Annotated in this window: 21 protein-coding genes; 4 read left to right on the top strand and 17 right to left on the bottom strand. The window is 47.8% G+C overall.

Translation table 11 applies throughout. The features are described from left to right. Positions 1-58: 58 nt before the first annotated feature. From HW560_RS29770 to HW560_RS29810, 9 genes are all read right to left on the bottom strand, one after another. The gene (locus HW560_RS29770; protein WP_179265363.1) at positions 59-1069 is read right to left on the bottom strand and encodes a carbohydrate ABC transporter permease; all 1011 of its coding nucleotides are present in this window, start codon (positions 1067-1069) and stop codon (positions 59-61) included. Positions 1070-1101: 32 nt separating this feature from the next. Beyond that, entirely contained in the window at positions 1102-2001 is a 900-nt protein-coding gene (locus tag HW560_RS29775) for a carbohydrate ABC transporter permease (RefSeq protein WP_063564148.1), read from the bottom strand. Further along, the gene (locus tag HW560_RS29780; RefSeq protein WP_179265364.1) at positions 1998-4583 is read right to left on the bottom strand and encodes a DUF5696 domain-containing protein; all 2586 of its coding nucleotides are present in this window, start codon (positions 4581-4583) and stop codon (positions 1998-2000) included. Before HW560_RS29780 ends, HW560_RS29775 begins: the two co-directional genes overlap by 4 nt. A 14-nt stretch (positions 4584-4597) precedes the next feature. Then, positions 4598-5218, bottom strand: coding sequence for a YIP1 family protein (locus HW560_RS29785; protein ID WP_090894980.1), 621 nt, complete (start codon positions 5216-5218; stop codon positions 4598-4600). Beyond that, a complete protein-coding gene (locus HW560_RS29790; RefSeq protein WP_179265365.1) occupies positions 5199-6665 on the bottom strand; it encodes an NHL repeat-containing protein in 1467 nt (488 codons plus the stop codon). The genes HW560_RS29785 and HW560_RS29790 overlap by 20 nt, the downstream gene beginning before the upstream one ends. An 11-nt stretch (positions 6666-6676) precedes the next feature. Continuing rightward, entirely contained in the window at positions 6677-7540 is an 864-nt protein-coding gene (locus HW560_RS29795; protein ID WP_064639582.1) for a carbohydrate ABC transporter permease, read from the bottom strand. A gap of 2 nt (positions 7541-7542) precedes the next feature. Then, positions 7543-8454: a carbohydrate ABC transporter permease gene (locus HW560_RS29800; protein WP_090902007.1), complete on the bottom strand. Its 912-nt coding sequence runs from the start codon at positions 8452-8454 to the stop codon at positions 7543-7545. 75 nt (positions 8455-8529) lie between these two features. Then, positions 8530-11457: an extracellular solute-binding protein gene (locus HW560_RS29805; RefSeq protein ID WP_179265366.1), complete on the bottom strand. Its 2928-nt coding sequence runs from the start codon at positions 11455-11457 to the stop codon at positions 8530-8532. A gap of 116 nt (positions 11458-11573) precedes the next feature. Further along, positions 11574-12905, bottom strand: a complete 1332-nt coding sequence (locus HW560_RS29810; RefSeq protein ID WP_179265944.1) for an ABC transporter substrate-binding protein — start codon at positions 12903-12905, stop codon at positions 11574-11576. A 563-nt stretch (positions 12906-13468) separates the two neighbouring features. Between HW560_RS29810 and HW560_RS29815 the strand changes: the two genes are divergently transcribed. Next, positions 13469-14509 (top strand): LacI family DNA-binding transcriptional regulator, encoded by a 1041-nt coding sequence (locus HW560_RS29815; RefSeq protein WP_257031499.1) that lies wholly within the window; start codon positions 13469-13471, stop codon positions 14507-14509. Between the two features lie 109 nt (positions 14510-14618). Here the strand turns inward: HW560_RS29815 and HW560_RS29820 are convergent, their stop codons facing one another. Further along, a complete protein-coding gene (locus HW560_RS29820; protein ID WP_179265367.1) occupies positions 14619-15797 on the bottom strand; it encodes a DUF4272 domain-containing protein in 1179 nt (392 codons plus the stop codon). 253 nt (positions 15798-16050) lie between these two features. Further along, complete coding sequence (locus HW560_RS29825; protein WP_090894967.1) at positions 16051-17271, bottom strand: RtcB family protein; 1221 nt, start codon at positions 17269-17271, stop codon at positions 16051-16053. Between the two features lie 297 nt (positions 17272-17568). Between HW560_RS29825 and HW560_RS29830 the strand changes: the two genes are divergently transcribed. The 3 genes from HW560_RS29830 to HW560_RS29840 all read left to right on the top strand — a co-directional run bounded on the left by HW560_RS29830 (position 17569) and on the right by HW560_RS29840 (position 19818). Further along, positions 17569-18075, top strand: a complete 507-nt coding sequence (locus tag HW560_RS29830; RefSeq protein ID WP_179265368.1) for a DUF6773 family protein — start codon at positions 17569-17571, stop codon at positions 18073-18075. Positions 18076-18096: 21 nt separating this feature from the next. Further along, complete coding sequence (locus HW560_RS29835; protein ID WP_179265369.1) at positions 18097-18297, top strand: helix-turn-helix transcriptional regulator; 201 nt, start codon at positions 18097-18099, stop codon at positions 18295-18297. Positions 18298-18360: 63 nt separating this feature from the next. Further along, entirely contained in the window at positions 18361-19818 is a 1458-nt protein-coding gene (locus tag HW560_RS29840; protein ID WP_257031500.1) for an erythromycin esterase family protein, read from the top strand. Positions 19819-19866: 48 nt separating this feature from the next. On the opposite strand, the gene HW560_RS29845 is transcribed toward HW560_RS29840, so the two are convergent. The 6 genes from HW560_RS29845 to HW560_RS29870 form a co-directional block, all read right to left on the bottom strand. Continuing rightward, positions 19867-20289 carry a hypothetical protein gene (locus HW560_RS29845; protein WP_256221949.1) on the bottom strand — a complete coding sequence of 141 codons (423 nt, stop codon included), beginning with the start codon at positions 20287-20289 and terminating at the stop codon, positions 19867-19869. Positions 20290-20395: 106 nt separating this feature from the next. After that, positions 20396-20833 (bottom strand): GNAT family N-acetyltransferase, encoded by a 438-nt coding sequence (locus tag HW560_RS29850; RefSeq protein WP_076289992.1) that lies wholly within the window; start codon positions 20831-20833, stop codon positions 20396-20398. A 39-nt stretch (positions 20834-20872) separates the two neighbouring features. After that, the gene (locus tag HW560_RS29855) at positions 20873-21298 is read right to left on the bottom strand and encodes a GNAT family N-acetyltransferase (protein WP_179265946.1); all 426 of its coding nucleotides are present in this window, start codon (positions 21296-21298) and stop codon (positions 20873-20875) included. 22 nt (positions 21299-21320) lie between these two features. Further along, complete coding sequence (locus tag HW560_RS29860; RefSeq protein WP_179265370.1) at positions 21321-21803, bottom strand: GNAT family N-acetyltransferase; 483 nt, start codon at positions 21801-21803, stop codon at positions 21321-21323. Between the two features lie 180 nt (positions 21804-21983). Further along, complete coding sequence (locus HW560_RS29865; RefSeq protein WP_179265371.1) at positions 21984-24056, bottom strand: S-layer homology domain-containing protein; 2073 nt, start codon at positions 24054-24056, stop codon at positions 21984-21986. Positions 24057-24190: 134 nt separating this feature from the next. After that, complete coding sequence (locus tag HW560_RS29870) at positions 24191-26848, bottom strand: winged helix-turn-helix domain-containing protein (protein ID WP_179265372.1); 2658 nt, start codon at positions 26846-26848, stop codon at positions 24191-24193. Positions 26849-26883: the final 35 nt, after the last annotated feature.

Genomic DNA, 26883 nt, shown 5'->3' on the forward strand with positions numbered 1-26883 from the left:
CGACCCAAATATCAAAAACACCCGAATTACGCATCCTGTACGACTACGCCAAGCCCGGTTAACCAACTACACCTGAGCGTTCAATACTTTCCACGAAATAGCGCTGTACAAACAAATACAAAATAATGAGCGGTGCAATCGCCAGCAGAATGCCTGTATCCACGATCATGGCAACATAATTGGGGTCTGCCTTCATGCCCGAGTTCGAGCCAAAACCCATCAATTGGGGAATTAACTGGTTCGCCTGGGCAGGCAATGAAGCCACCTTCAGCGAGATAAGCGGGCTTTCACTCATAAATAGCGAAGAATAGAACGTATCGTTGTACTGCCAGACAAACGAAAACAGAATGACTGTGATGAGCGGTGAAATGGCATTCGGCAGCATGATGCGAGCAAATGTCCGAAATCCTCCTGCTCCATCAATCAGTGCAGCTTCTTCAATTTCCTTGGGCATGCCCTTGAAGAACTGGCGGAAAATATAAATGAACAGCCCTGCCTTCAGCCCACCTGCCGTAGCCGCAGTAATCATGGACGGCCAGTATGTATTCAGCAGGTTGATCCCCTCTCGTCCCGTGAACATATGAACCATTCCGAGGATGTCAAAGTTGCGGAAATGCAGATACATCGGCACCATCAGGGTGCTTGTTGGCACCAGAATAGTGAGGATGACTAATACAAACAGCACATTGCTGCCGGGAAAAGAAAAGCGGGCGAAGCCGTACCCGGCTAATGCACAGGATATCGCTGTGAGCAGCGTTGTAATCGTGACGAACAACAACGTATTCGCCAGCAAAGGCAAATAATCCATCACCTGCGCCGCAAGCTTGATATTATCCAGCGTAAAATGCTGGGGAATCATATAGATGGTCGGATTATAGATATCCTGTTTGCCCTTGAACGCAACCGAGATTTTAAGAAACAATGGATACAAAATAATAAATGAAATACCAATAATCAATGCATATCTGAAGATGGAATACAGGAGGTCCGATGTCTTGTTTCGCACCCTCTGCATGCGGTAGTTTTCTTTCGGAACCACCACCATGCGATCCGTTCCCGACACAGCCATAGTCTCATGCCTCCTTCAACGTTCGTTAGCTTTCAGTTGTAATGAACCCGTCGTGACAGTACCCATCCAACAACAACCAATACCAGGCCGATGACCAGCGTGTACAGCCAGGACATGGCTGAGCTCAGGCCGAAGTTCTGGGTTTTGAACGCCGTCTGGTAGATGGCCTCCGTCACCGGGCTGCCTGCAAAAGAATCAATAATCGTATAGATGACATTTGTCAGGATTAATGGACTCACCATCGGAAACGTAATTTTCCAGAAGGATTCATAGGCCGTCGCTCCTTCAATTTTGGCCACTTCGTACATGGAGCCGGGTACCGATTGCAGCGCAGCGAGGAAGATCAGAATCTGTACGCCAGAGCTGCTGACAATATCGTAGATGCGCATAATGGCTTCCACGATGTAATCGACATATGCCATGGGCAACCCCACATCATTCAGCATTCGCACGATTGAAAGGACGTTAAACGATGCTCCCCCCTCTGCCGACGAATCCACTGCACTGATGTCTCCCATCAGATTGATCAGACCTGCGGACTCGGCCGCCGCCACCGCACTGGAGGCCAGAATGACCGGCAGGAAGAAAATCGCACGCGCCATCGTTCTCCCTTTGAATTTCTGGTTAAGCAATGTGGCCGTAAATAAACTGAAGAATAGAATCATCGGCACATTCAGCAGCATCGCTCCGACCGAATCCACCAAGATCCGGTTGAATGTTGCATCGACCAGGATGGCATCCTTGAAATTTTTCAGCCCGACAAAATCCAGTACATATCCTCCCGGGGCAACCGACAGATTGCTCAAACTGAACCGGATCGATTGCAGCAGCGGCGTAGCGAACAAGAAGATGAAACCAATCAGCCATGGCGAAATAAATGCAAGTCCAAGCAGTGCTCTCCGTGATTTCAATGATAAACGAAGGGTTCTCATCGGTTCACTCCTTCCACTGCATAGTCCACCCCGCCAACGGTAATTCCATCAATCGTTACCGGATCAGCCGTGTAATTTACCAAAATCGTTGCACCGCCACTGTAAGTGACACGTACAACGCCATCCTGAACTCGTTCATGCTCGGTTATTGGCTGGTTCCGCAAAGGACCTAATACCTCATTCGCTTCCTTGTATAATGCAGCCGCCTCATCTACCCAATATGCAAATTCAGTGGCATAAGCCGAATCATAATTGGTCAGCTTCAGCTTGGACGACGGTTCATACGTCCATTGAAATTGCGGAGCTGAGCCCAGCTCCAGACTGCGGAGCAGCTGTTTGCGCAGATCCTGATCCCCTGACGTATTCATTGCGGGAGCAGCGTAGTCCATATATCCATGAATAACCATTTCATAAAAAGGAACTTCCTCATCGGTAATGTTGAACCGGCTGGAGCCTGAGGGAGTATTAACAATATGCTGCGTATATCCCCACGCATAAGCATTAGCGGATGACAACATCATGTTCGGATATTCCTGCTGCAGCTTGCCCAGTTGCTCCTTCACGATGTTCTTCGCAGTTTCTCTGTGGATGACACGACGATCCCGATAATCCGAGCTCAATACCTGCCCGAGATCACGCAGCGATAATGCGCTGAGTTCCAGTTTATTGATTTTCTCGGCAAACCCGCTCACGACATACGGCAGCTTGGCGGCCGACAACAGATAATAACTGTCTTTGCTCTGATCCATCCGGTTGAGGGCAGGATTGTATGGATACAGTTCAGCCATCTCCTTGGTGACAAATCGCGCTGCATCGGAGGATGGGGCAAAGTTCCAATCGTCGTGATAAATACGCTGAAACGCCACATCAGGAAATAACGCTCCGCCAGACTGCTTCAATTGTTCAGACAGATCATGCAACTCGGAACGACTGCCCACTTCACTGTCCAGCTTGACCTGGGTCGGTGTATGGTGGCTGAAACCTCCGCCAAACCATCCCTGATACCGCATCTGCACGCGGTTCACACCTTCCTGCTGTAACTTGGAGGCCATCTCAGCCGCTTGTTCATATGTCGTCATAGCCAATGTGGTCCGATATGGTACACCCAGGAATGAAGCTTTTTTGTCCACTGCACCTAACACATCCACGTAAAAAGGTATGGCTGATTCGTCCTCCAGCGGTTTCAGTACATTCTGCCCCACCAATTGCTGCTGATACAAACGGGCCATCCCGGAATAGCTGGCATCCTTACCATTAAGGAAATGGTATCGCACCTGAATATCCCCGCGGAATGGTTCCTCGCTTAATAGCTGAATCTCCTGCATCTTTTGCGAGGTATACATCTCCAGCTCATCCTCACCCCGCAGGGAGAACGTGCCGTAGACGTGGTTGTAGCTATTTTGCCTGCCTCCAATATCCGCAGAGATACTGGCCATGCCATCCCCTTTTTCAATCACAGCAAACCAGGCATGCTCACCGTTCTTCAATCCAAAGACAGGCATATGGACAGATTCACTGACCTGCGGGCGACTGAGTGAATTGTCATTCGGATCTGCACCGTACACACGCTGTACGTACTGCTCCTCTTTGACCTTTCCGTTATTCAGATGGATCAGACTGCCTGAACCGTCAGGTACAAACATATAACCTTCACCTTTCGTATCCGCGGCACCAAAGTAAGCGAGCAGATCGATATTGCGAATACGGTATTGACCGCTCTCTTTCACCTGACTTAGCGGCACGGTTACAACCAGCGAACCTTGATCCAGCCGATATTCCACCGGAATGACAAAGCTTGGTTTATCCGATGCGCCCCCGCCTTCGACTCCATTCTCCTCATTGTCAAAAGCAAGATCGTCAGCGGTGTACCCCGCCGCCTCAAAGGCATCCAGCATCTTGTTTAGCACAAGCTGCTTTGATATCTGTCCATCCAAGCGTTCCAGCACATCCGGATTGTTCTTGGTTGGATAATAACGAGCCGATGTATATCTTGCCACTGTGGCATCCAGTTTCGAAAGAACCTTCTCCTCCAGACGCTGTTTGCTGATCAGTTTGGGCAGAGCATCAATGCCAAGCGAGGTATCCCCAAGCGTGTATGTAACACGAATGCCCTGATCCACATTGGCAGCTGCGAACTGTTTGTTGCTGATACTGGAGCTAAAGTTCGGAAAGTTCTCCAGCGTACCGATCGCATCCCGGAATGACACGTTCAGCTGGGAGGATAGCACTTCCTTTTCATAAGCGGAAGCCAAGCCATCCTGATTACGTTCGTTCGGATTGCTGTACCAGATCTGTCCACTCGCTTTATCACGAACGGCAATTTCCGTCGTTTCTTCGTTGTAATACAGCGCCAGTCCCTGGTCTTCGACGACCAGTCGCATACCCGGCACACCCTCTGAAGCATCGGTGAGGATTTGCAATGTCTTCGTCTCGGTTGATATGGCCTCTGTTGTTGCTTCAAGATAAGCCGTTGCTTCCACAGCAGGTACTCCCCTGTTATTGATATACAGCAGTCCAGCCGCGATCAGGATCACAGCAGCACCACTGGCCAGCACCGTATATACTCGTTGCCTTTTGTTCACGGATGCCGCCTCCTTTAGGTCCGAAAAATCAACTCGCGGTAGATGTTGTAACCGAATTCATATAACTGCTGCAGCATACTGAACACCAATGCGCCGAGAAACACGATGATGCCCATGACAATTACCGTCAGCAGCATCGTCAGGATCGTTTTGATCACGGTGTACTGGTGTACCGTCATCGTGCCAATGAAGAGCAGCAGCATGAACCAGAAGAACGCGATGCTATTAAATAAATAATAAAAAGCCGTCTCTTCCTGTACCATAAACCGGCTAATGATAATCATCGGGACATAGATCAAAATAATCGGAATAAGCGAGTATCCTGTTGCCAGAAAAATCTCCCTGAACTTTCCTTCACCTTCCATCAGGGTGGTTACCGCCCAGTTGGCTATGCACCAAAGAAAGAACGGTACTGCAACCGTTGCGATCTCCCCTATGCTGTTGATTGTGCGAGGATCGATGTAATTCACAAGAAACCCCGCGTATTGTTTTTGCAAAATCATCATGATAATGGTAAGAGTCAATGCTCCAAAAGCAACGGTCAACCTGCCCCGCTGATCCGACTTGAGATCCCAGAATGCTTCAATGGGGTGAAAAATGAGATGCAGCGGAAACTTAATGTAATCCTGCTTCACGGTCAATCTGCCTCCTCCGTCTCCATTTAACCGCCACTCGGACCAGGATCATAATGAAAATCAGTGCGATGGCAAGTGTGAGAAAGGTGCCGAAATGTTCCTTCATCATCTCTCGCCGATATCTTTTGAACGCGACAGAATAACTTTTGCGATCCATTCCCAGCTCGAAGTAACCCAGAGCTTCCTCGTTTTTCTTCTCCATCAGCAAGGACTTGCCGATACCGATATAGGCGATATCATAGTTGGCGTTCAGCTTCAGCACTTCTTTCCAGATATGAACAGCCTCCGTATCCTCACCCTGATAATGAAGGGCAACCGCCTCATTCACGCTGGCTCCAAACCGTGTTGGCTCATAGATAACCAGAGTGCTTTTCCCCCGATCCAGTACCAATTGATGATCCCCGGATTGTTCTATGGCGACTGGTGTTTTGAGCGTTCCCACCTGATTTCCTTTGCCTCCATATACGTAGAGCAGATGACCTTCATCATCGTAAGTAAACACCCGGTTCTGCGTCGCATCCAGCACACTGTACATACCGTTGCCAAGTACCTTCACATCAATCAGTTTGGACGGACCCGGGTTATTGCGGAATCTGATGTCTCCTTTGACTTCAAAATAACCAAATCTTTTCAGTACATCCTCGCCGGATGGATTGAGACGTTTAATCGGTTCGCTGGAACCCGGGTCGATATTGGTCGCATATACGAACCCTTTGGAGTCAATATCCACATTGGAAAACTCGGTCGGTACAAACAAAACCATTTGCGCCCGCTGGGCTTTAGTTGAGAGCATCCGCCAAATGTATTCGCCGTAGTCGCGTTCCACCTTGTTCGTACCTACGTATCCAATGAATTGACCGTGCTCGTCAAACTGCATAATGCCTTCGTAAACACCCTGAGCCACCACATACACCCGGCCTACCCGATCCACAGTCAATTTCAACGGTTGGAACTGAAAATTGGTAGCAAGGATATCAGACTCCGGCTTCGTAATCGTATGGACCAGCTGACCTTCCTCATCCAGGACAACTACACGGCTGTTCCCCGTATCAGCGATGTATACTCGATCCTCTTCATCCACAAATAATCCACCTGGCGTATTAAAACTCTCCTTGCTGCCGTCCATCATAAATCCTTCGATCACCCGCAGCAGCTTATAATCCGCGTCCAGGACAACAATTCGGCTGTTGCCACTGTCCAAAATATAAATCTGCCCGGAGGGAGAAACGTTTACATCACCGGGGTCTTTGAATTCGCCAATGCCCAGGTCGTTGCCCGAGATGGTTTGCTTGGGCAGATAGGCATCCGGTGACGGAACGGCCTCTTTCCAGTAGTTGTAGTTATAACTCTCATACGGCGCCGGGGAGGCCGCCGCAGGCACGGCATTCACCAGCAGCAGTGATACTGTCGTCAGGAGAACAAGCCATCTTTTCACTGTGCGTGCCATATCGTTCCCCCTTATTCCTTCATGCCCGAACTCGCCATCGTCTCAATGATGCGGCTCTGGGAGAAAATGAATAGCGTAATGGGCACACTCATCAAAATAAGTGCTACCGCAGCACCTGCCCCGGCCCGGGATATCCCGCCCTGAATGATCTGACCCGCCGCATAGTGCAAGGTCTTGAGCTGTTCACTGTAGATGTATCCATTGCCATCACTGCCCCACAGCATCTGGAACAGCAGAATGATCAATGTGAGCCAGGCTGGCTTTACATTGGGCATGACAATGGACCAGAAAATCCGGTATTCACTGGCACCGTCAATTTTGGCTGCTTCCAGCAACGCATCCGGGATCTGCTCCATGAACTGCTTCATCAAATACAGACCCAATGAATAGGCGAATGCCGGAATAATGACGGCCCAATACGTATCAATCCAACCCAGCCATGACATGATCATATAGTTGGGAATGGCTGTCACGGCAGGCGTGAACATCAGGGAAAGCACAACGACCTGGAACATGAACACTTTGCCCGGGAATTTGTGCTTGGCGAGCGGGTAAGCCGCTGCAGAAGCGAGCAGCACATGGCCCACGATGCCAATGCCCGTAATAAATACCGTGTTGAATATATATCGTGAGAACGGAACCCACGAGTCACTCAGCAGATTCAGCAGATCCGTGAAATTGCTGAACGTTGGATTTTTGACAAATAGCGTTGGTGGAAAAGTAAAAATCTCATCCAGCGGTTTGAACGCATTATTGATCGCATAGATCAGCGGCAGCACCATGAAAGCACCAAATACGAGCAGAAGGGCAAACAGGGAGATGCTTCCTGATAAGGAGCGGTTCACCCTTTTTTTGCCTGTCGCAATTGCAGCCATAGCTATTCTCCCACCCTTCGAAGCAGTTTCTGTACCAGCAGGTTGGTGCCCACCATAATCATGAACAGTACGGTTGCAATCGCCGAGGCGTATCCCATCTCAAACCGCGTTGTACCAAAGTCGATCAAATGGGTCACCACCGTCTCCGCCGCATAGTTCACACTTGGGAACCCGGCCAGCGCAATGGATACATCGGCCACCGCGAATGAGGTCGTAAGTTGAATGACCGCACCGAACATCAATTGCGGGCGCATCGAAGGCAGGGTAATATACCAGAGCTCCTGCCAGCGATTTTTGATCCCGTCTACCGCGCCAGCTTCATATAACGTCCGGTCAACGGTCTGCAAACCGGCGATAAACGCCAGAAAGCCTGTGCCAAGACTGAGCCACAATTGCACCAGAATGAGAATTGGCATAATGTAGGCTTCCGTTTTCAACCACTGGATTGGCTCCAGCAGAAATCCCCATTTGATCAGCAATCCATTGGCTATACCGTAACGATCCCCCGAGAAAATCATCAGCCAGATAAAATAGACATTCCCCGAAATGGATGGCGCATAGAAAATCAGCGTCATGAACGCTCTCCATTTGGGTGTTAGTTCATTAATGATCCACGCAAATACGAAACAGGCAATATAACTGATGGGTCCGGTAATAATGGCAAACAGCAACGTATTTTTGATGGCAATCAGAAATACGTCATCCTCCAGAAACAGCCGGGTATAGTTCTGCCAGCCAATAAAACGCGGAAACTCCAGCATGTTGAAATAGGTGAAGCTGAGTATGATGGAGATGACCACCGGAATCACAGTGAACATGATGAATAGGATCATATAAGGAGCTAGCAGCACATAGGAATGTTTGCTGGCCTTTATTTCCTTGAGCTTCCAGGACCACCATGATTTCATACCCATGCCTGGTGTTTTCTCAGGAGGACTGTTTTGTCCGTCTCGGAGTGATATTTGTGACACTGTTAACCCTCCCTCTGCTTACGGAAGACCAAATTCATTACGCTTGATCCGAATCTCGTCCTGAATATACTGGGTGTAATCCATGATGGATTCCCTGGCTTCCACTTGGCCAACAACCGTCTTGTAAAATGCATTGAACAGATGACGTCCGGTAAAATAACCACCAGGCACTTCGGGAATTCCCTTTACCGTCTCGAATTGTGCCTTCAGATTCGCATAATCCTCAGCTGGCCACGGAAGTGAATCAAGTGCCTTAATGTTGGCCGTCGGATAACGTGCAGCCGCACCCATTAACCCTTCCATTTCGCGGCCAAACTCAGCCTGCACCGGTGTACTGGTCCACCATTTCATGAACTCCCACGCGGCCTCCTGATCTTTGGCGCTCTCCAGCATCATGACCGCACTGCCGCCACCCGGAACGTCCCGATTCAATGTTCCATCCGGCTGCACAGTCCCCGGAACAGGAACAAATCCCCATAATCCACGGATCTCCGGTGCAAATACAGACAGTTGGTTATACATCGTGTAATCCGTCAGACCAATCGGCATCTGTCCGGTCCGGAAACGGTTGGCAAAGTCATACTCCCGCTCCAGCTTGTAATCGGTATAAAACTCTGTCCACTTCTTAAAGGTCTCAATTCCGATGCGCGAATCCAGATCCGATTCCTTGCCGTCATTCCGATAGAAGGAGCCGCCGTTCTGGAGCAGCATCGTGGCATACTGCGAGTTAGGCGGGATATTGACCCCCTGAATGTTGGCTTGGGCCACCACCGGCATGCCAAATTCCATATGATTTTTACTCAGAATCGCCAGCAGGCTCTCGACATCATCCCACGTTTGAGGAACTTCAAGCCCCAGCTCTGCAAGCACATCTTTTCGATAAAACAACATATTAAAGGTCTGTGTCTCTGGCAGGGCGTACACGCCTGAATCATAGGCGTACGGTACGATGGCACTGTCTCTAAACGCCTGTGCCACCGTGGTATAGTCACTGAACTGGGTGAGATCCACCGCCGAGTTCCGCATGGCAAAGTTCACCGGCAGATCATTGCCGATCTGCATCGCTACATCAGGTCCTTCACCCGACAAGGTGGCTGGCAACAGCGTACCCATGTTGACCAGCTTCAAATTGACGTTAATGCCGCTCTCCGGTGTGAATGTCTCATCAATCATCGCTTTCATCGTGTTCGCCTGATCACGACCACTGCCGATCCAGACCGTCACCGTGCGCTGATCCTCTGATGTGGCTACGTTCCCGATCTGGTTATAATCAATGAAGAACGAGTGATAGAATGTCTTCGCTTCATGACCAAGCTTCGCCAGTGGACCCGTACCCGTTCCGGGAATGCTGCTGTCTAATGAAGCTATATAGAGAGCATCAATCTCAAGCGGTTGCTCGCGAGCCTGCTGCACCCATGTCCCCAGTCCGCCTGTGTTCGTTTTGTAAGCGGCAAGTCTTCTTGGAATGGTATCCGGCTTATCGATCATCTCATCCAGCTGTTGGGCCATCGTTTTGATCAACGCTTCCTGATCGCTGGACTGGCCTGACAGAAGACGAAGTTGCCTTGCAACTTCCTTCAGACGTTTGCTTTCTCCGCTAAACACCTCCAGCAGATTCGGGATCTGCTTCTCCACCCGATAATCCCGGAATTCATCCGGCTTGGTGCCTGTAATCATTAGGATTCTCCGGTACATGGAGTTCAGGTTGTACAGGCTGTCCTCCACATTGCGAATAAGTGGTGCGAAGTCGCCCAGGCTGTTCTCCAGCCGAATGACATGTTTGCCTTTATCCAATTGGAACTTGTAAGCTTCCTCACCGCCCAGCACATCAATGCGATAGTCGCTTTGGTAACGGAACGGGGCTTTCATCATCTCCGCAAACGGAATCTCGTTATCGATGGTCAGCTTGCGTGTGGAATAGATGCCTTTGACAAAATTTTGCTGAGCGGTAAAACCGATATGATAAAGTCCACTCTCCGGCACGTCCACTTCCCATTCGATCCACTGTCCTGGCAGACGCCAGTTAAAGCCACCAATCGTATTAATACGCACCTGGGAAGCGCTGTACGGAGATACGGCTGAACTTGATCTTTCACTGGTTGGATATAACGTAGGAGAAGATTTGGCAACAGCCGCTTCCCCTTCAATTCGGATGAGCACATCCTTAGGCTGACCGGAAGAATCCGTCTGCTTGGCCCCCGCGGTTTCCGCATAAGCAACGGCTGGCTTATCGTTGAATAGCCGTAGAGATTGAATTACCATGGGTTCGCGAGAGGATTTTAGGGTTAACGTGTGCTTTCCCTTTTCCAGATAGAACTTGAATGGAGCCTGTTCGTACCCGTCCGAGTCCTGAAATGTTTCTTCCATCCAACGCGGCTTCTCCACTTGTTTTGGGCGAAGATCATTGCCCTGATTATCCTGTTCAACAGCTTGTTGCTCATTGCCCCATACCCGGTCAAACTGCAAATAGGCGGCTTCCGCAAACGGAAGTTCACCGTCAATGTACAATGCACGCTCAATGGCCGAACTCTTGCCTTCTACGGGAAAATAGACAGCAGAGAGGTTGTACAGTCCGGTTTCCGGTACGTCAACTACCCAGTCGATCTCGCCTGTCTCCCCGGTATAAAGGGATACACCCGGCCTGCCCTCATAATCCTTCAGCTTACGTACCTCTTCACCCTCTGCCCGTATGTAGTCTCCTGCTTCGATGGTCATATCTACATCCGGTCTTGAGGCCTCGCCTGCCTGGGACAGGTATTGATCATATCCGTTCTTCTGCCTCGTCTGCTGCAAGATGGCATCCACCTCGATGGCAGGCAAACTGCCAGAAGGCACAACTGCACTCTTTACACCTGCACCGGAAGTAAGCAAAAGTATGACGCAGGCTGCCGCCGCTGCAATGACTATGGGCAGAACCCATTTCTTTCGTTGTAGAATTCCAGCCATCCTACGAGCCCTCCTCATCAAGGCTGATGCCAGCAATGCCTAATTGGTGATACAGGAAAAGAGGTACCCATGCGCGAGCCCGGACACGATGCACCCCTGTCTGAATCATGCTGGTATTATGGTTTGCCAAGCTTATCGACTGCCGCTTGTGCCTGTGCTTTATACTTCTCGGCTGTTGCTGTAACGGAAGCATTGTTTTTGATAATGTCGTTTACATAGTCACCGATTGGATAACCCGCGTAGGCGTCATCGAGCAGGATGCGGCCCGTTCCCGCGATATGGTCGCGAATCATGGCGATGTCCTTCTCGTCGGTATAACGGCTTTCCAGGTAATCCTGACCTGGGTACTCTTCGATCTGTGGAATGTCGAAGGTTTCTTCATAGATTTGGTATACCATTTTAGGATCTTCCACACCTTTGGGAATGAATTTTGCTGAGGCAGCGTTGTTGGCGTATGTTACATCCTTGTTGCCCTGAGGACCGTTCGGAATGGGTACGACTCCAGCAGCAAAGGTGATATCGCCCAACTGCCATTCCGCAGCAGTGAACAAAGCCACATCTCCATCCTTGAATGTGTTGCTTTCCTCCCAGTTCGTTTTGTCACCTGTTTTGACTTTCACAACATTCTCGACGTTATACAGGCGTTTGATGAATTCGGCAGCTTCAATCGTTTTCGGATCGGACAATCCTTCTTTTGAATGTTCGTCATCTACAATCGTGCCGCCATTGGCTGCAGTAAAGTGACGAAGCACATCAATCGCCCAGCCGGAGAACCCGTATACGTCAATTTTTCCGTCGTTATCCGTATCTTTAGTTGCCTGTTTCGCCAGCTCCATGAATTTATCCCAATTCCATTCGCCTTTGTTATAAAGCTCCTGAGGATCAGGTAACGACAGCTTCTTGAACAAGTCACGGTTATAGTGAAGTCCCAGACCGATGCTGGTTGGAGATTCAAATGCGTAGTAGTTGCCTGCGATGGCAGGGTATTTAGCGATCAGGTTTGCCTCTTGGTTGATGTTATTCTCAGCTGTGGTGAATTCGGAGATCGGAAGCAGTTGCCCTTTGAGGATGGCGGGTAATGCGGATTTGTACTCCATCTGAACGATGTCTGCGAACGGTTCGCCAGCCAGCGCTGTCGTTGTAAATTTGTTCATGTATTCTTCGAATGGTACATTCACAAACTCGATTTTTACGTTGTATTTCTTCTCGACTTCAGCGATTTTATCCAGTCTCGCCTTATCCGATGCGGTCTCCCCCGCTGGCTTCAGATCCCACCAGGCCGCAACCTTGATGACACGTCCACCCAAATCAGGTGCATCGACTGCCACTTCTTCTGTTCCGCCTTCTTTGTCTGTCTCGACGGTTCCCGTGCTATTACCCGAATTCGTTGGTGCATCAGCAGCCGGCTGGGCCGTACCCCCACCACTGCAAGCGGATACAAAAAGCATTACGGCCAATAACACGAGCGGCAAAACGTTCCATTTTCTAGTCACGATTTTAACAACCTCCCCGAATGTGTATACAAATCATGATCCGGCATAACTCCCTGACTCCCATTTCCCCTAATGAAATTCGATGACCACCACCATTTGTTATTTTAACGTTTGGTTTTGACAAACAAAATTTAACATAGCAAAATGTAAGCGTCAACATTTTTATTGTTAACATTTTCTATTTATTCTGATAAAATGCTGTTATATCGCTTTAATCCCTTATATCACAGCATATTATCCATACACCTTTCTGAGTACCATCTTATTTAAAACAAAAACAAATCCAAGAATTTTGTTATTTTATAAAATAACAAAAGATAATAACTCATTCAAAATTCGCCTTTTTCTACCGCGACATGTCCATCACCAAGGTCAATTTCCGTCGTTATATGTATGAGACACTAACATTTTTACTTCTACAGCCGTTATTAGATTAAGAGAAATACATCATGATATACTAGAAGCAGATTTATTTCGCAATGTAAGGAATATGGCAGAACTACGAGTGTAAGGATGGTATGATGAAGACGAAGGTAACAATTCAGGAAATTGCACATTTTACAGGTCTGTCGAAATTTGCGGTCTCACGAGCTCTGTCCGGAAAATCAGGTGTCAGTGAGCAGACACGGGACGTTATTCTTAAGGCCGCTGGCAAACTTGGATATTTCAAAGATAACAGCATGTTGTCTGGTGATATGTATAGCAGCAATGAACTTCAGGACCCGCAGAACACGCGGTGGAGTGGCACCATTTTGATTTTGTTTCCTAATGTTCGTTATCAGAATCAGGAATCCGTATATTGGGGGCCTGTCTTTAACGGGATATCCTCCAGACTGAACCAGAAAGGCATCAATATTCTTACTCTGACCGAGCCTTCTGCGGATCAACTATTCACGTTGCTGAATCCGGATGCCATTCGTGGCATTATTACGGTGGGTTCCATCTCGACACCTATTTTGCTTGAAATCAAGCGTCTGGGCATTCCCGTCGTCATGGTGGATCATCTGGACCCCGTCTTTCATAGTGACAGTATTTTCACAGACAATTTTGCTTCCATGCGTGATATTATGCTCTATTTGCTGCGCAAGGGATTCAAACGGTTTCAGTTTGTTGGAAATACCAGTGACGCCCACAGCTTCTATGAACGATGGGTCGCCTATACTTCGGTATTAATGGGTCATGGATTGGAGATGAATCAGATCCCCGAACTAAACAGCCCGGATATGGATGATTTTCGCAAGACGTTTACTTCCGTCATTCATGAGGGGAATTTGCCTGAGGTTTTTGTCTGTGCCAATGACTTCTATGCGCTATACACCATCGAGGCTCTGGAGAGCATGGGGATTAGTGTACCCGATCAGTGCGTAGTCACCGGTTTCGATAATGTGTACGACAATATCCCTGTACTTGCCACGGTTAATGTAAACAAGGAGCTGCTTGGTGCGCGTGCGGTCGACCAGATGTTATGGCGAATTGTAAACCCGGAGAGTAATGTAGAGAAAAAGCTGATTCTTGCTGATGTGATGATTCGGGAACAGTACGGAAGACATAGCGGATAAAAGTAAGGTGCCCATAGACAGCAAAACACCCCCATAACCAGTATTCGACTGGCTTGGGGGTATTTGAATTTGGATGCCATCCAAAAATAGTTGATGTTAAAAGTCCATTCTACGTATCTGTCCGTACATCATCCCAATCCTGATCCAGATAACAGATCAGCCAGTTCAGCGCACGGTGGCGTTCGTAGGCCACTCCACCATTCAGACCTCCGGGAGGTGTTTGCTCCTTCACACGATTGTCTACACACACCCAGTTGTAGCGGTAGATTAGATCCGCTGCATCCAAAATCTCGCTTTTGGAGCGAAATTGTGCCCCGGCTACAAAGGCTTCAACATCGTCACATTGCTGCAAATATCCTACATCCTGTCCTACGTTACAAAGATTTACTGGTGCTCCAAGTTCCTTGACATAGCCTAGCGCCCATAACATCAAATGATAAGCCTCATACCCCCATGAAAAGGAGACTACCTCCTGATGCTCTGCCCCATGCTGCTCCACAAATCTTCTCTCCACAGGTGAAAAGAATGAAGTCGCATCATACTTGTCGATCACTTCCCGGACCAGCGCTGCTGTATCTTCTGCGCTCTCCCCCGCTCCCAGGCATTCACCCTTGAGAGCTGCAATACAAAGAGCTACCGCACGTTGAGCCACTTCTTGAACACTGCGGATCGTAGTATGCTCATCCCCGGCTCTTGCAGGCAAATGAAGATTGAATGGGATTCCTTGCTGGGTTAGAAGCTGCTCCGAGCGCTCTTTGCGCAGCATTGCAGATTCCGACGGGGGTCTGACATCATCCAGAAAACTGGTGTGCGCTGTCACTTGGTAATCCTCCACTTCGGATTCTCCGTTGACATCCAACAGCAGCTGACCTTGCGCGTTCAGCAAGGAGCCACCTCCCCAGAAGATGATTGCATCCAGCGCATCGGCTAGATGCAATAATTCATTAAAGAATTCTTCGGAAATGTCCTCTTCCGTCTCGATCCCAACAACCATATTCAGTGTAGAACATTTAATCAATACCTTTTCTTGCAGTGAAGCATTCTTCCCCTCAATCTGACTCAGAAACCCCAGCATCCCCTGTATCATAGCCGTAAATTCTTCAGGGTGTGTCTGGATCGTCATGATATTGAAGCCCTTTGTTTTCTTACTAAATAACTTTTTGCGTGTAACTTGAATATGGGTTTTGTCTTCCTTACGCTCAATTGTATCCTGAGGGTATATGGATTGAATCATTTCAAACAGCTGATCGAGGTCAAACTGCGAGCTGTATATCGCACAATTTCTCATGAGGTTCACCTTCTTCTTTCTATATAAGTTCAACTAATAAATATTTACACTGGCACTCCGATGACAGAACAACCTTCCGATCGCTGTTATCCCCAGATTTTGTTGATTCCCTTCTCCAAAGGGAAAAATCCGGGGATAAAGGCGAGGTCTATGCTTCCGATGCAGCTTTCTTTCAGAAAGCTTTTAGCTTCGCTTCTTCAGGTTCATTCTGTCCTCTCCGTTGTTGTGTAAATGTTGAGTTGAACATATATAACTAGTCCTTATACGGGTCGAATTCATTGCCTCCGGCCATTGCGACACCTACGGGACGCAGGATATGGTTGATTTTCAAGGTATGCGCATGCGCATTCAGCACGTCCTGCAGCTTCTTGTACACAAATGGACTTTCATCCGTTCCTGCACCCCGAAGCTCCACACCATAGGCACGAATCGCCGCTTGCATCTGTTCTTCGCTGATCTCGCCGCCCATGCGTGTGCGCAGCTTGTAATTCATTTTGCCAGCCGCCTGGGTTCGGCTCATAATCCGACCTGCACCATGAACAGTGCTGCGGAAAGACTCGGTATTCTCTTCGCTGTGGATTCCTTCCACGATTACCGAGATATCTCCCATGCTTCCGCCCACAAAACCGAGCTGTCCCGGTGCCAGCGGTGTTGCTCCTTTGCGGACCACCACGACCTCTTCGCCCATATGCTGTTCTTTCCAGGCAAAGTTATGGTGGTTATGAACCGAATACTCTGCGCTCGCCCCGAGAATGCCGAGAACCTGTTCAATCACATAATCACGCCCTGCATACGCATACCGGCCAGCGAGAGTCATTCCGTCCCAATACATATCACCCATTTCACTCTTGAGGTCAAACAGTGTTGGTGGCTGGTCCATCGATTCTCCCGGCGCTTTGCTACTGAATGTACGTCCGGCAGCCAGATTCAGAAAACCACTGGCGACCTTATGGCCAAAGCCGCGACTGCCAAAGTGGTTTGCAATCCATACTTTACCCGTCGCCTCTTCCACAAAAATGTCGACAAAATGATTGCCGCTACCCACTGTTCCCAGCTGATTGCGCGCGAGTGTCTTCAACTTGTGCTGTAGTCCAGGCTCAATGGAATCAAACAGCTTCCAGCTGGCATCCTCAAACAGTTCGTGCTCCACAGGTGTTGGGTTGTTCCGTCCTACACCGAAGGATATGGTTGAGTTAATGTCATCCATAATAACAGCAATCTGGTCCCGGATATCGTCCCACATCAGGTTGGTGCGTACAGCCTTGTTGCCGCAGGCAATATCATATCCAACCCCTGACGGACTGATCATGTTCCGGTAGGCAACGACGCCCCCGATGGGTTGTGAATATCCTTTGTGATGGTCCGCCATTAGAGCCACGCCCAATACATCTCCATACTGCGAGCAAGTCACCGCCTGACTTACCGCATTCTCCAGCGGCTCCCCCCAGACTTTAATGTTATCTACGATACGCATGATCCAGTTAACCTCCTGTCTTATACAAACACTTTGTATATATTACCAAAAAATATGCCATATGGGCAGTAAATCACTTCCTGCTGGAGGATACACATTGCCCCCTCCAATTGCATCCCCTCTACCTCTCGCTAAACATTATCATGTAATCTGAGATTGTTTAATTTTATTATATTGTATTTTATACTAAACAAAATGACATATATATATTGCAAAAAGACTCAAATAGTATTATTATGAAGTCCATAGGGAATATTTCCCACATGTACAGAAATCTTTATAAAGGAGAGGTCCAGCATGAAATGGTTCAAAAAAAGCGGCAATCAGGATGAGCGTATCGTCCATCTAAAAGACAAGGTGTACAAGGAAGCTTACATGTTAATCATGTGTATCTGTGGCATCTCCCTCATAATCAAAAGCTTTCTCAATTGGGAAACTTCCTCCATGCTGACGGAATTGATTGTGCTTCTCTCAGGAAGTATCTATTCCGGGGTTCGTTCCGTCATGCTGGGCATTTATTCGGATGAAGTTGAAGTCCATGATCAGACGAGCAAGATCTCATATAACCTGCGCAGTGTAATCACGGGTTTAATTATCGGCCTTTCGATTGCTTTGTTCATGGGCATAAGAAGTTCCGTTTTGTTTGCGGAAACGACATCTGAGAAGTGGTGGTTTTTCTTCCTCGTTTTTATTACTGCACTGCTGCTTTACATTCCGTTCTTTGCGGGATTCAATGTCATCGTTCATCACTTTGCAAACAAGGCGAGTCAAAAAGCAGCGCGTAAAGATCAGTGGGATTCATAGAAAGGTACAAGGGTGAGTGACATGAAAAATATACGATTAAAAGTCGCCCGGGTAGAAAAGGATCTGTCACAGGACGACCTGGCACGGATCGTTGGTGTATCGAGACAAACCATTGGTCTCATCGAACTGGGAAAGTATAACCCGTCCCTCAGCTTATGTATTGCCATATGCAAGGCGCTCTCAAGAACCCTGAATGACTTGTTCTGGGATGAGGGGCAGTAATAAGCCGGATGGTTCCAATACTGAATCATTTAGGATCACATACATGATGAAGGAGGTATTATTTTGACTTATTTCAGGAAAAGAAAAACGGGTGCTGTATTTGCACTGACTACAGCGATACTTGCGAGTTCGCTCTATCCAACAGGGCATGTAGGTGCGGCAGCAGGACCTACCATGGAAATCATACAGGGTCAGGTCACCCAAGTGCAATCCGCCAAAACATCGGATGAGAAAATTTCAGAATGGAACGAATGGGCCAAAGATCATGCGTATCGACTGGACAGCATCCAGCCTGTGAAGACAGGTCAAGAGCCAGATTCCTTTTCGGATCTGAATATGCTGAAGCCTTTGCTGTATGACAAGCGAATTGTATTTCTGGGCGAAAGCTCCCATGGGGTTGCCGAATTTAATCTGGCGAAGACCCGGCTAATCCAGTTTTTGCATCAGGAAATGGGATACAATGTTCTTGCCTTTGAGAGCGGTCTCTCCAACACATCGCTGGCTAATGCCACGATAACACAGCAAAGTCCGGAGCATACAATGAAAAACTCCATCTTTGGTGTCTGGTGGTCTAAGGAAATCACGCCTTTGTTCGATTATCTCAAAGCTAACGCACAAACCGAACAGCCTCTGATCCTGACCGGTTTCGACATGCAGCTGCAATTCCCGTTGTTGGACGGTAACTGGCTGAAGGATCAAAAGCTCGCCAAGCGTCTCGTACAAACGGAACAAAAACTGTCCGAATTCTCCGCAGGAACGGATCTGAAAGCCTACCGCGCTGAGAAAAATGAAATCATCCAGGTATACAAAGATGTCCTTCAATCCCTGAAAACCGAAGCGAACCAGACTCATCTGCAAAAAGAATACCCGAACCAACCGAAACTTGCCATGCTGCTGGAGCGAAGCCTCAATGACCGAATTCGTGTCGCGAGGGAATATGTCGATCTTTCGATCCGTTCAATGGCGGAAATGAATGAAGGCAAACTGGAGTCGTTTATTGATTCAATGGAGTGGCGCGATCAGGCGATGCATGACAATCTCATGTGGCTCGCTACCGAAGTATATCCAAACGAAAAGTTCATCGTATGGGGACATAATGATCACATCCGTAAAGCGCAAAGCGAAGTAATGGGGTCCCCCTATCCAATAGCTCTGATGGGAGAAAAACTTTCGAAGGAAATGAAACAATCAAGTTATGTGATTGGATTGTATGCATCCAGCGGTCAAACGGCTGATAATGCCCGCGAACTTCATGTCGTTGAGCCAGCGGAACCCGGCTCCATTGAAGGAATTATGTCAGCGACTAATGCAAAGTACAGCTTCTTGGATATGCGGTATCAGAGCAGAGAAACAGGGAACTCCTGGATGTTCGAACCACGATTTGCATACAGCTGGGGCATATACCCTGAGAGCTTTGTCCCACGCAATCAGTATGATGGCATTCTCATGATTGACGATGTTCATCCACCACAATATATTAGATCCTCCTCTTCCGGTTCCAAAGAACAAACGAAAGAGTAAAAAAAAGAGAGCCTTCTTCTCTTTTTTTTACTCTTTATAACCATCTTTTCACTTCTTAGTGATCTTAAATTTGAACTCCCACGTCGCCGTGTTACCCGAATAGCGGCCCCTGTTCTCCGTCACAACAACCGATAGAGTCTTGTTGATTGATTTGGAAATGGAGGAAACCTTAACATTCATACTTTTGCTTCCCAGATCAGGGATTTTGTCCTGCTCTTCGGCATTCGCTTGTAATTTCAGCGTATCTGTAGGTTTCAGATTCAACGTGACCGACGAACCCTCCTCCAGACTCTTGCCGTTCACACTTGCCCCTATGGCCCATTCATTACCAACGGAATTGTTCTCCACCAGTTCTGCACTGACAAGCGTCACGGTCACTTTAACCGTTTTGGCAGCGGCATAGGATGTTGGGGAACATACAGCGAATACCAAACTCAGAATCATCAAGACATTAGCCCATTTTTTGAACACGAGAGTGCCTCCCTCATATCAGTTCATTTATTTCAAGACTATGCCTTATTCGCCCTGCTCCTTAAGTAGTCCTTCTACTTATTAGACATTTTCCGTGATATATTGATTAATTAAAATGCTTCCGATAACCCTGAACTTTCTCATCTTTAAAGCCCAGCTTTTCATAAAAAATATGAGCCTCTTTACGCTGATCGCCAGATACCAGAATCATGTATTCACATCCAAGATCTCTCGCAATGTGCTCAATCTGAAGCATAAGCTTCTGACCAATTCCCTGTCTGCGTACCTGATCGGATACAATCACATTCTCCACAACCATGAAGGGATTGCACTGACCTGCCAGATCCATACATTCAATACCCATAACTGATCCGGCAAGTTCACCGTTGTAAAATGCACCGAGTACATGGTAGTGTCCATTTTGCTGGATATAGTGAAACATCTTCTGCATCTGCTGTTCATTAGTCGGTGTACCCATCAATTCGTTGTATAATTGGCTTAGCGCCGGTAAATCCTCAAGTTCGATTGCTTTAATGGTAACCATAATAATCCTCCTGATTTGTCCTATCTCGCATACATTGTCTTAAGTGAGGTCCTTCTTAAAATAATAATGACTGTGTCCGGTCGGTGCATTCTCGATCGTTGTGATCAATTGGTAGCCATGCTTCTTGTAAAATTCCGGTGCTTGATAGGAGAATGTGTTCAATTGGATGAAGTCACAGGATTTCTCGCGCGCAATACGTTCAACCTCACGCAGCAATTGAGAACCATAACCTTTTTGCCGCTGATTTGCATCCACCCAAAGAATATCAACCTCCAGCCAGTTCCAGCAAAGTGTACTGAGTACACCTGCAGCAATCTCGCCGGCCTCATTTTTGATATTGAAATTCAATTCTTCGTATCGATGCCTTAATTCCTCGCTCACATGCGCGGCATTAAATGCGATAAGTTGCTGACGAACATATTCTGAGTCCTCTGAAGTACTTGGATTGATATTGATTTGGGTCATCATCTTCTCCTCCTTCTCGTCATTACTTCGTAGTAAATATCTGAATAGGACCTTCCCAGTCAGTCTCTCTAACCTCTTGGTATTTATCATCGGTATAGCGTGCAATGACCTTACGCCAGAAAATCTGAGCAGGCTCATTCGTCTCCATCTCCGCTACTTTCCATGTTCCGGGAAAAAGATTGAACACATGAATGGCGGCTTGCGCGCCCACTCCCAGCTTTCTGTATTTTTTCATTACAAAAAATTCCGCCATTTGATATATACTTGTTCCCTGTTCACTCTCAATTTCACGAATCAGTGCGAATCCCGCCAATTGTCCTTCTACTCGAAACAAAAAAGGATATCTGCCCGCTTCTGTCCAATAATGGTCCAGGTACACATACTCATATAACCCGTTTTCGTTAACATCTTCCGGGTCATACTCACTAAAATCGTATTTGTACAATTCCATCAGATTGCGCAAAGTTGATTTATGTTGGTACTCCGCTTGATGAATCGATAGCATGAGATTATTTCCTTCTTTCCAGTTGATCATCGTTTGACGCTGTCACTCGCAGCCTCATTTATTTCTTGCATATTTTAACATAAAGTTATCCCCTACAAAAATAAAAACAACGCACCTTCCATACAGGAAGGCACGTTGATGTAACTTTCTATAGTTCACTTATACTTAATGAAAAATGCTCTACTCTATTTCTCTCAGATCAACGTACAAGTGGCCTATGGCAATTCTGCCCAGGGGATCCGTAGCCTTCACCTCAATCCGTATAGGTTCGATACTCGTCCCCAGTGCTGTAACGTACAATTTCTGTCCAGCCATTCTGACATCTGCCAATTGTGGATCAGGCGAGTCTGCCATAAGGTTGAGGGTTGATCTAGCGTCATCTTCATCCTCAAACATAAAGGACAGATCGATCTCAATCTCATCTCCATTAACATAAGCGGTACTACCCGCAGGTGCCTCCACCAATGCAGGGGGAGCATCATCAAAATCATACATGTACACACGTTGCAACAACGTGTGATGCAGTGTAAAATCAGGCTCTTCTCTCAGGGATATGGAGTTGTTATTCACATCCACGTATTGCAGATCAGACAGTTCAGCAATTCCAATGGGTAAATGAACAAGCTCATTACTGTTCACATCAAGTTTCTGTAAGGAATGTAGTCCGCCCACATCCACTAAAGCAAGTCGATTATTCGCGAGATTCAGAGATTCCAGCTGATCCAGTCCCGTAACATTGATTTCCGTCAGTTGGTTACCGGATAAATCCAGCGAATTCAAGCGATCGAATCCAGAGGCATTCGCCTTGCTTATGTCGTTTCCGGACAGATCGATTTCGTTTACATTCAATCCTTTGAATATCTCGACTCCTGTCAGATCGGAAATGCCTGCATTCCTCGCATACAATCCCCCATTCGTCTGAACAAGAGCTTCCGCCAATTCATCTTTGGTCAGCGGATCATCCACATCCTTTTCCAACCAATATGCAATGGCTCCAGCCAAATGTGGATCAGGAAATTGGCGACTTATCGTATTGGCCTGTACCTTAACCTTAAGTTGTGCCGTAACACTTGCGCCTTGGACGTCGACTGCTTTGATCGTCAGCGTTGTTTCTCCAGCAGCCTGTGGAACAAGTCGAATCACTTTTTCTACCACAGTAGAGGAAACAATGGTTGCATCTCCTGGTATGACACTGAATTGCAATTCATCACCATCTGGATCACTAAAATACGTGGAGACGTTCCAATCCAATGCAGCATGATCTAGTGTAAGTTCCTGATCAGGCAAACCGCCAATAATAACCAGTGGCGCCCTGTTTCCCGTTCCTGGATTGGAGGGAGTGGAAGGATTCGTCGGTGTTGTTGGGGCAGATCCACCTCCTCCACCCGTGCTTCCATTTCCACTTCCTGGCGTCGCCACGGAATTGCCGTTTGTGTTTCCGGTACCGTTTCCTGCATCATTGCCGCCTGAAGTTGTACCCTGCACCTCAGTTACCTTTCCTGGCTCATTAGCATTGGATTCCGGATTGACGCCCCCTTGACTCGCAGCTTCATCAAGCGCTTGAATTACTTCAGTTGCGCGTAATGCGATCACGGCCATTTCCTGTCTGGAAGTAGAACGCTTCGGCGCAAAGTTTCCATTGTCCCCTTTCAAGATTCCCAACTCAACAGCCTGTTGTACACTTGGCAAAGCCCAGGCACTAATGTCGGAAGTATCCTTAAATGACAACTCTTTGGTCAAATTTAATGTTTCATCATATCCCTTAGCCTTCAGAGCACGGATAATCGTCGTTGCCAGCTCTTCCCTTGTTACCAGACCGGCAGGACGAAACGTACCATCCGGATAACCATTCATGATTCCGGCTAATTTGAGAGCATGAATATAGGATCCATTCTCAGCGTTACTGTCCAAATCTTTAAATAACTGATCTGGAAGCTGATCTGACGACAGCACGCTCATTTCCAACAGTTGTGCCAGTGTGTACGCAAGGTCCCCTCTTGTCAACGTTGCGCTCGGGTTGAAATTCCCTGCTTCGTCCGCCAGAATCATCTGTTGGTCAGCAGCTCTTTCAATGGCTTGTCTTGCCCACGGTGCTGCCTGCTGCAAGTCACGAATGCTTACTGCATCGGCCGCTGCACTCACTGTTCCGGGAACAGTAATGACGGATAAAGACAGAAGGGCCGCCAAATAAGGCGAGACCCTACGGTTCTTATTTTTAGAATAAAATTTTTGTTTGGATATACGTGTTGTCATCTCTTAACGTTACCTCCTACATGAACATAACCCTGGAGTCAACTAAGACTCGTTGCGTTACTTGATTATCTTCATTGTAGGAGAGACTATAGTTGGAAAATAGTCTACAAAAGAGTAGACATCGTTTCAGCTCATCATAACAAGCCCCGCTGCTCAGCAATTTGTACAGCATGAGTGCGACTACTCGCACCCAGCTTCGCGAACACTCGGCGAATGTGTGTATTAACAGTGCCGGGTGAGATACCAAACTCGGCAGCAATCTGTCTGCTGGTCAGGCCCTCAGCGATATAACCGAATATTTTTTGCTCCATCGGGCTGAGACCCACTTCCTTTGTATACAGGTTTGCCCCCCCTACAGAGGAGAGGCCCCTTGCCCGTTTGTCTCTTGCGAATGCCGATAATAACTGCTTCACATAAGCCATTTTCACACCATCATCCTGTATCGCCTTCGTACGGCGCAAATACAGGTAGTCCTGCAACAACCGCCTAATCTGCTCACCTTCTGCAACGAATGAACGTATATATCCTTCCGGTCCCCCCAACACCAAGGCACGGGATAACGCTGCAACACTGGCATCTGTGAATCCTTGCTTTTGCAGCATGATGGATTCTAGCAGAGCACACTCTACCTGTTCAGTCAACCAATCCCGTTCTTCAGCCTGGTTACGGATTCGTCTCAGTTCCTCTTGTGCAAAATCATACTGCTTAAGGACAATCATCGCACGTATGCGAACCATGGAATGGAAGATCTGATCACAGCTGGTCTCAGTGGCCTTACTGCCTTCGCCTGCTGGTTTAAGCAGAATGGTTTGGGCCGATTCCACGGGACTCACTTCAAGTAAAATTCGCTGTTGATGTGCTTCCAGTGCTGGCTGCCAGTAGTCCATATCCTTCACAGATAACAAACCTGTGACCTGTTGAAGCAGCTTCATGCCTTCCTCAGGTCGACCCAATGTAAGTTCAAGTCTGGCCTTTAGTACATACGCAGGAACGAGCAGCGCAGCCACCTTGATCTGCAAAGCCACTTCAAGGGCTCGATCCGCATAACTTACCGCTTCTGATAACCGATCCTGTTCCATTAAAATTTCACCATATCCGACACCATAGTAGGACGTTACATAGGCATGTTCAGCTAACCAACGTTCCGTAATCGCCCCAAAGCAAGCTTGCCCACGCCGTAAATAGCCATTAACGCCATGAAAGCTCCGTAGGCGCATGCTCTCTCTCCGATCATAATCCATATACTGAAAGGCAATATCATCGGGATATCCCTGATCGATATAGGACACCAAATAATGAGCGAGCCCATCCAAATCTCTGTTCAGATAAGCCATGTAGGCTCGCATCACACAAATGACTTGCAGCAAATACCCGATAATCTCAGGTTCAAGCTGCCCTTGAAGATGCACCCGGATGACGTGATCCAGTTCATCAAGCTGCTTCACCATCTGTCCATAAGGCATTTCGCGCGCGACAAGGAACAGGTAGGACATATATAATTTCGGACGTGCTTTCACGATCTCCAGTGGCAAAACATCGAAGTATCGCCGGAGCGTCCACCACTCTCCCATAATAAAGTGGGCAAACAGCTCTTCCAGCAGTCTGGCTGCATCCTGCATGTGCTGTCCGAGAATATAATGATCCAGTGCTTCAGCGGGATATCCATGCTGCTCATACCAATGTGCAGCATGGGCATGTAATTCATTCACCTGTTCTGTGCCATAACGAGCCAGCTCACGCCTTAGAAATGCAGAGAACAAATGATGATAACGATACCAGTGCCTTTCCCGATCAAGTGGAACAAGGAAGAGATGTTCCTTCTCCAGCTGCCTTAACAAGTGCGGAGCTTCTTGCATATCACTTAATACCTGACACAAACTGCTGTTCATTCTTCTCGTGATCGCTGTCCGGAGCAGAAATTGCTGCATCTCGGGTGACTGACGCTGGAACACTTCTTCAAGCAGGTAATCCGAAATTGTCCTCTCCCCAGGCTGCCCGTGATCTTCACGAGACAGAGAAGTCGATGGACTGATTAAAGAGTCTGCACCCCATGTGTGAGATAAAGCCAGCAGCTTCAATCCGGCAGCCCATCCCTCCGTCTGCTGTACCCAACCACGCGCATCCTCCCCGGCAATATCCAATTGCATGATCTCCTGGCAAAATTCAATGCCCTCCTCTTCCGTAAACGCCAGTTCCTGAATCGTGAAGTGCTTCAATTCACCTCTCAGACGTAGCTTCTCAAGCTTGAATGGAGGATAGGTACGACTTGACAGTACCAGATGAATGGACAGGGGAAGATTTTCGATAAAGTATTGCATCTGCTCATGAATCTCAGACTGGGTTACTGCATGATAGTCATCCAGAATAAGCAGTGCATGCTGATTGGCGAGGGCAACACGGTTCAACAATAATATTAATGCCGACCTAGGATCTATCGGATACCGTTGCAAAAAGTGTGGCAGGACATCTCCGCAGAGCCCCTCTCTCACTCGATCCAGTGCATGAATAACGTATAGCCAAAACTGAAGTGGGTTCTGATCTTTATCATCCAGGCAGACACTGGCCGCATGTATTGCTTCATTTCTCACCCAGCTGCCTAGAAGTGTGGATTTCCCTGAACCGGCCGGGGCAGTTAACAAAGTGACTTTGGATTGGAACAATTCTTTGCGCTGCAAACTGAGCCGTGGACGGTCCATTGTGTCCGCCGGCAAGGGTGGCAGTTCCAGTTTGGTTGTTAAAATCATAAATTGAAGCCAGTCCCTGTGGAGACCAGCGGTATGTTCCTGTTGCATGAGATCCTCCTGAATCAGCACCATGGTGCCCGTTT

The organism is Paenibacillus sp. E222 (assembly GCF_013401555.1).
In the GTDB taxonomy this organism is placed as follows: Bacteria; Bacillota; Bacilli; order Paenibacillales; family Paenibacillaceae; genus Paenibacillus.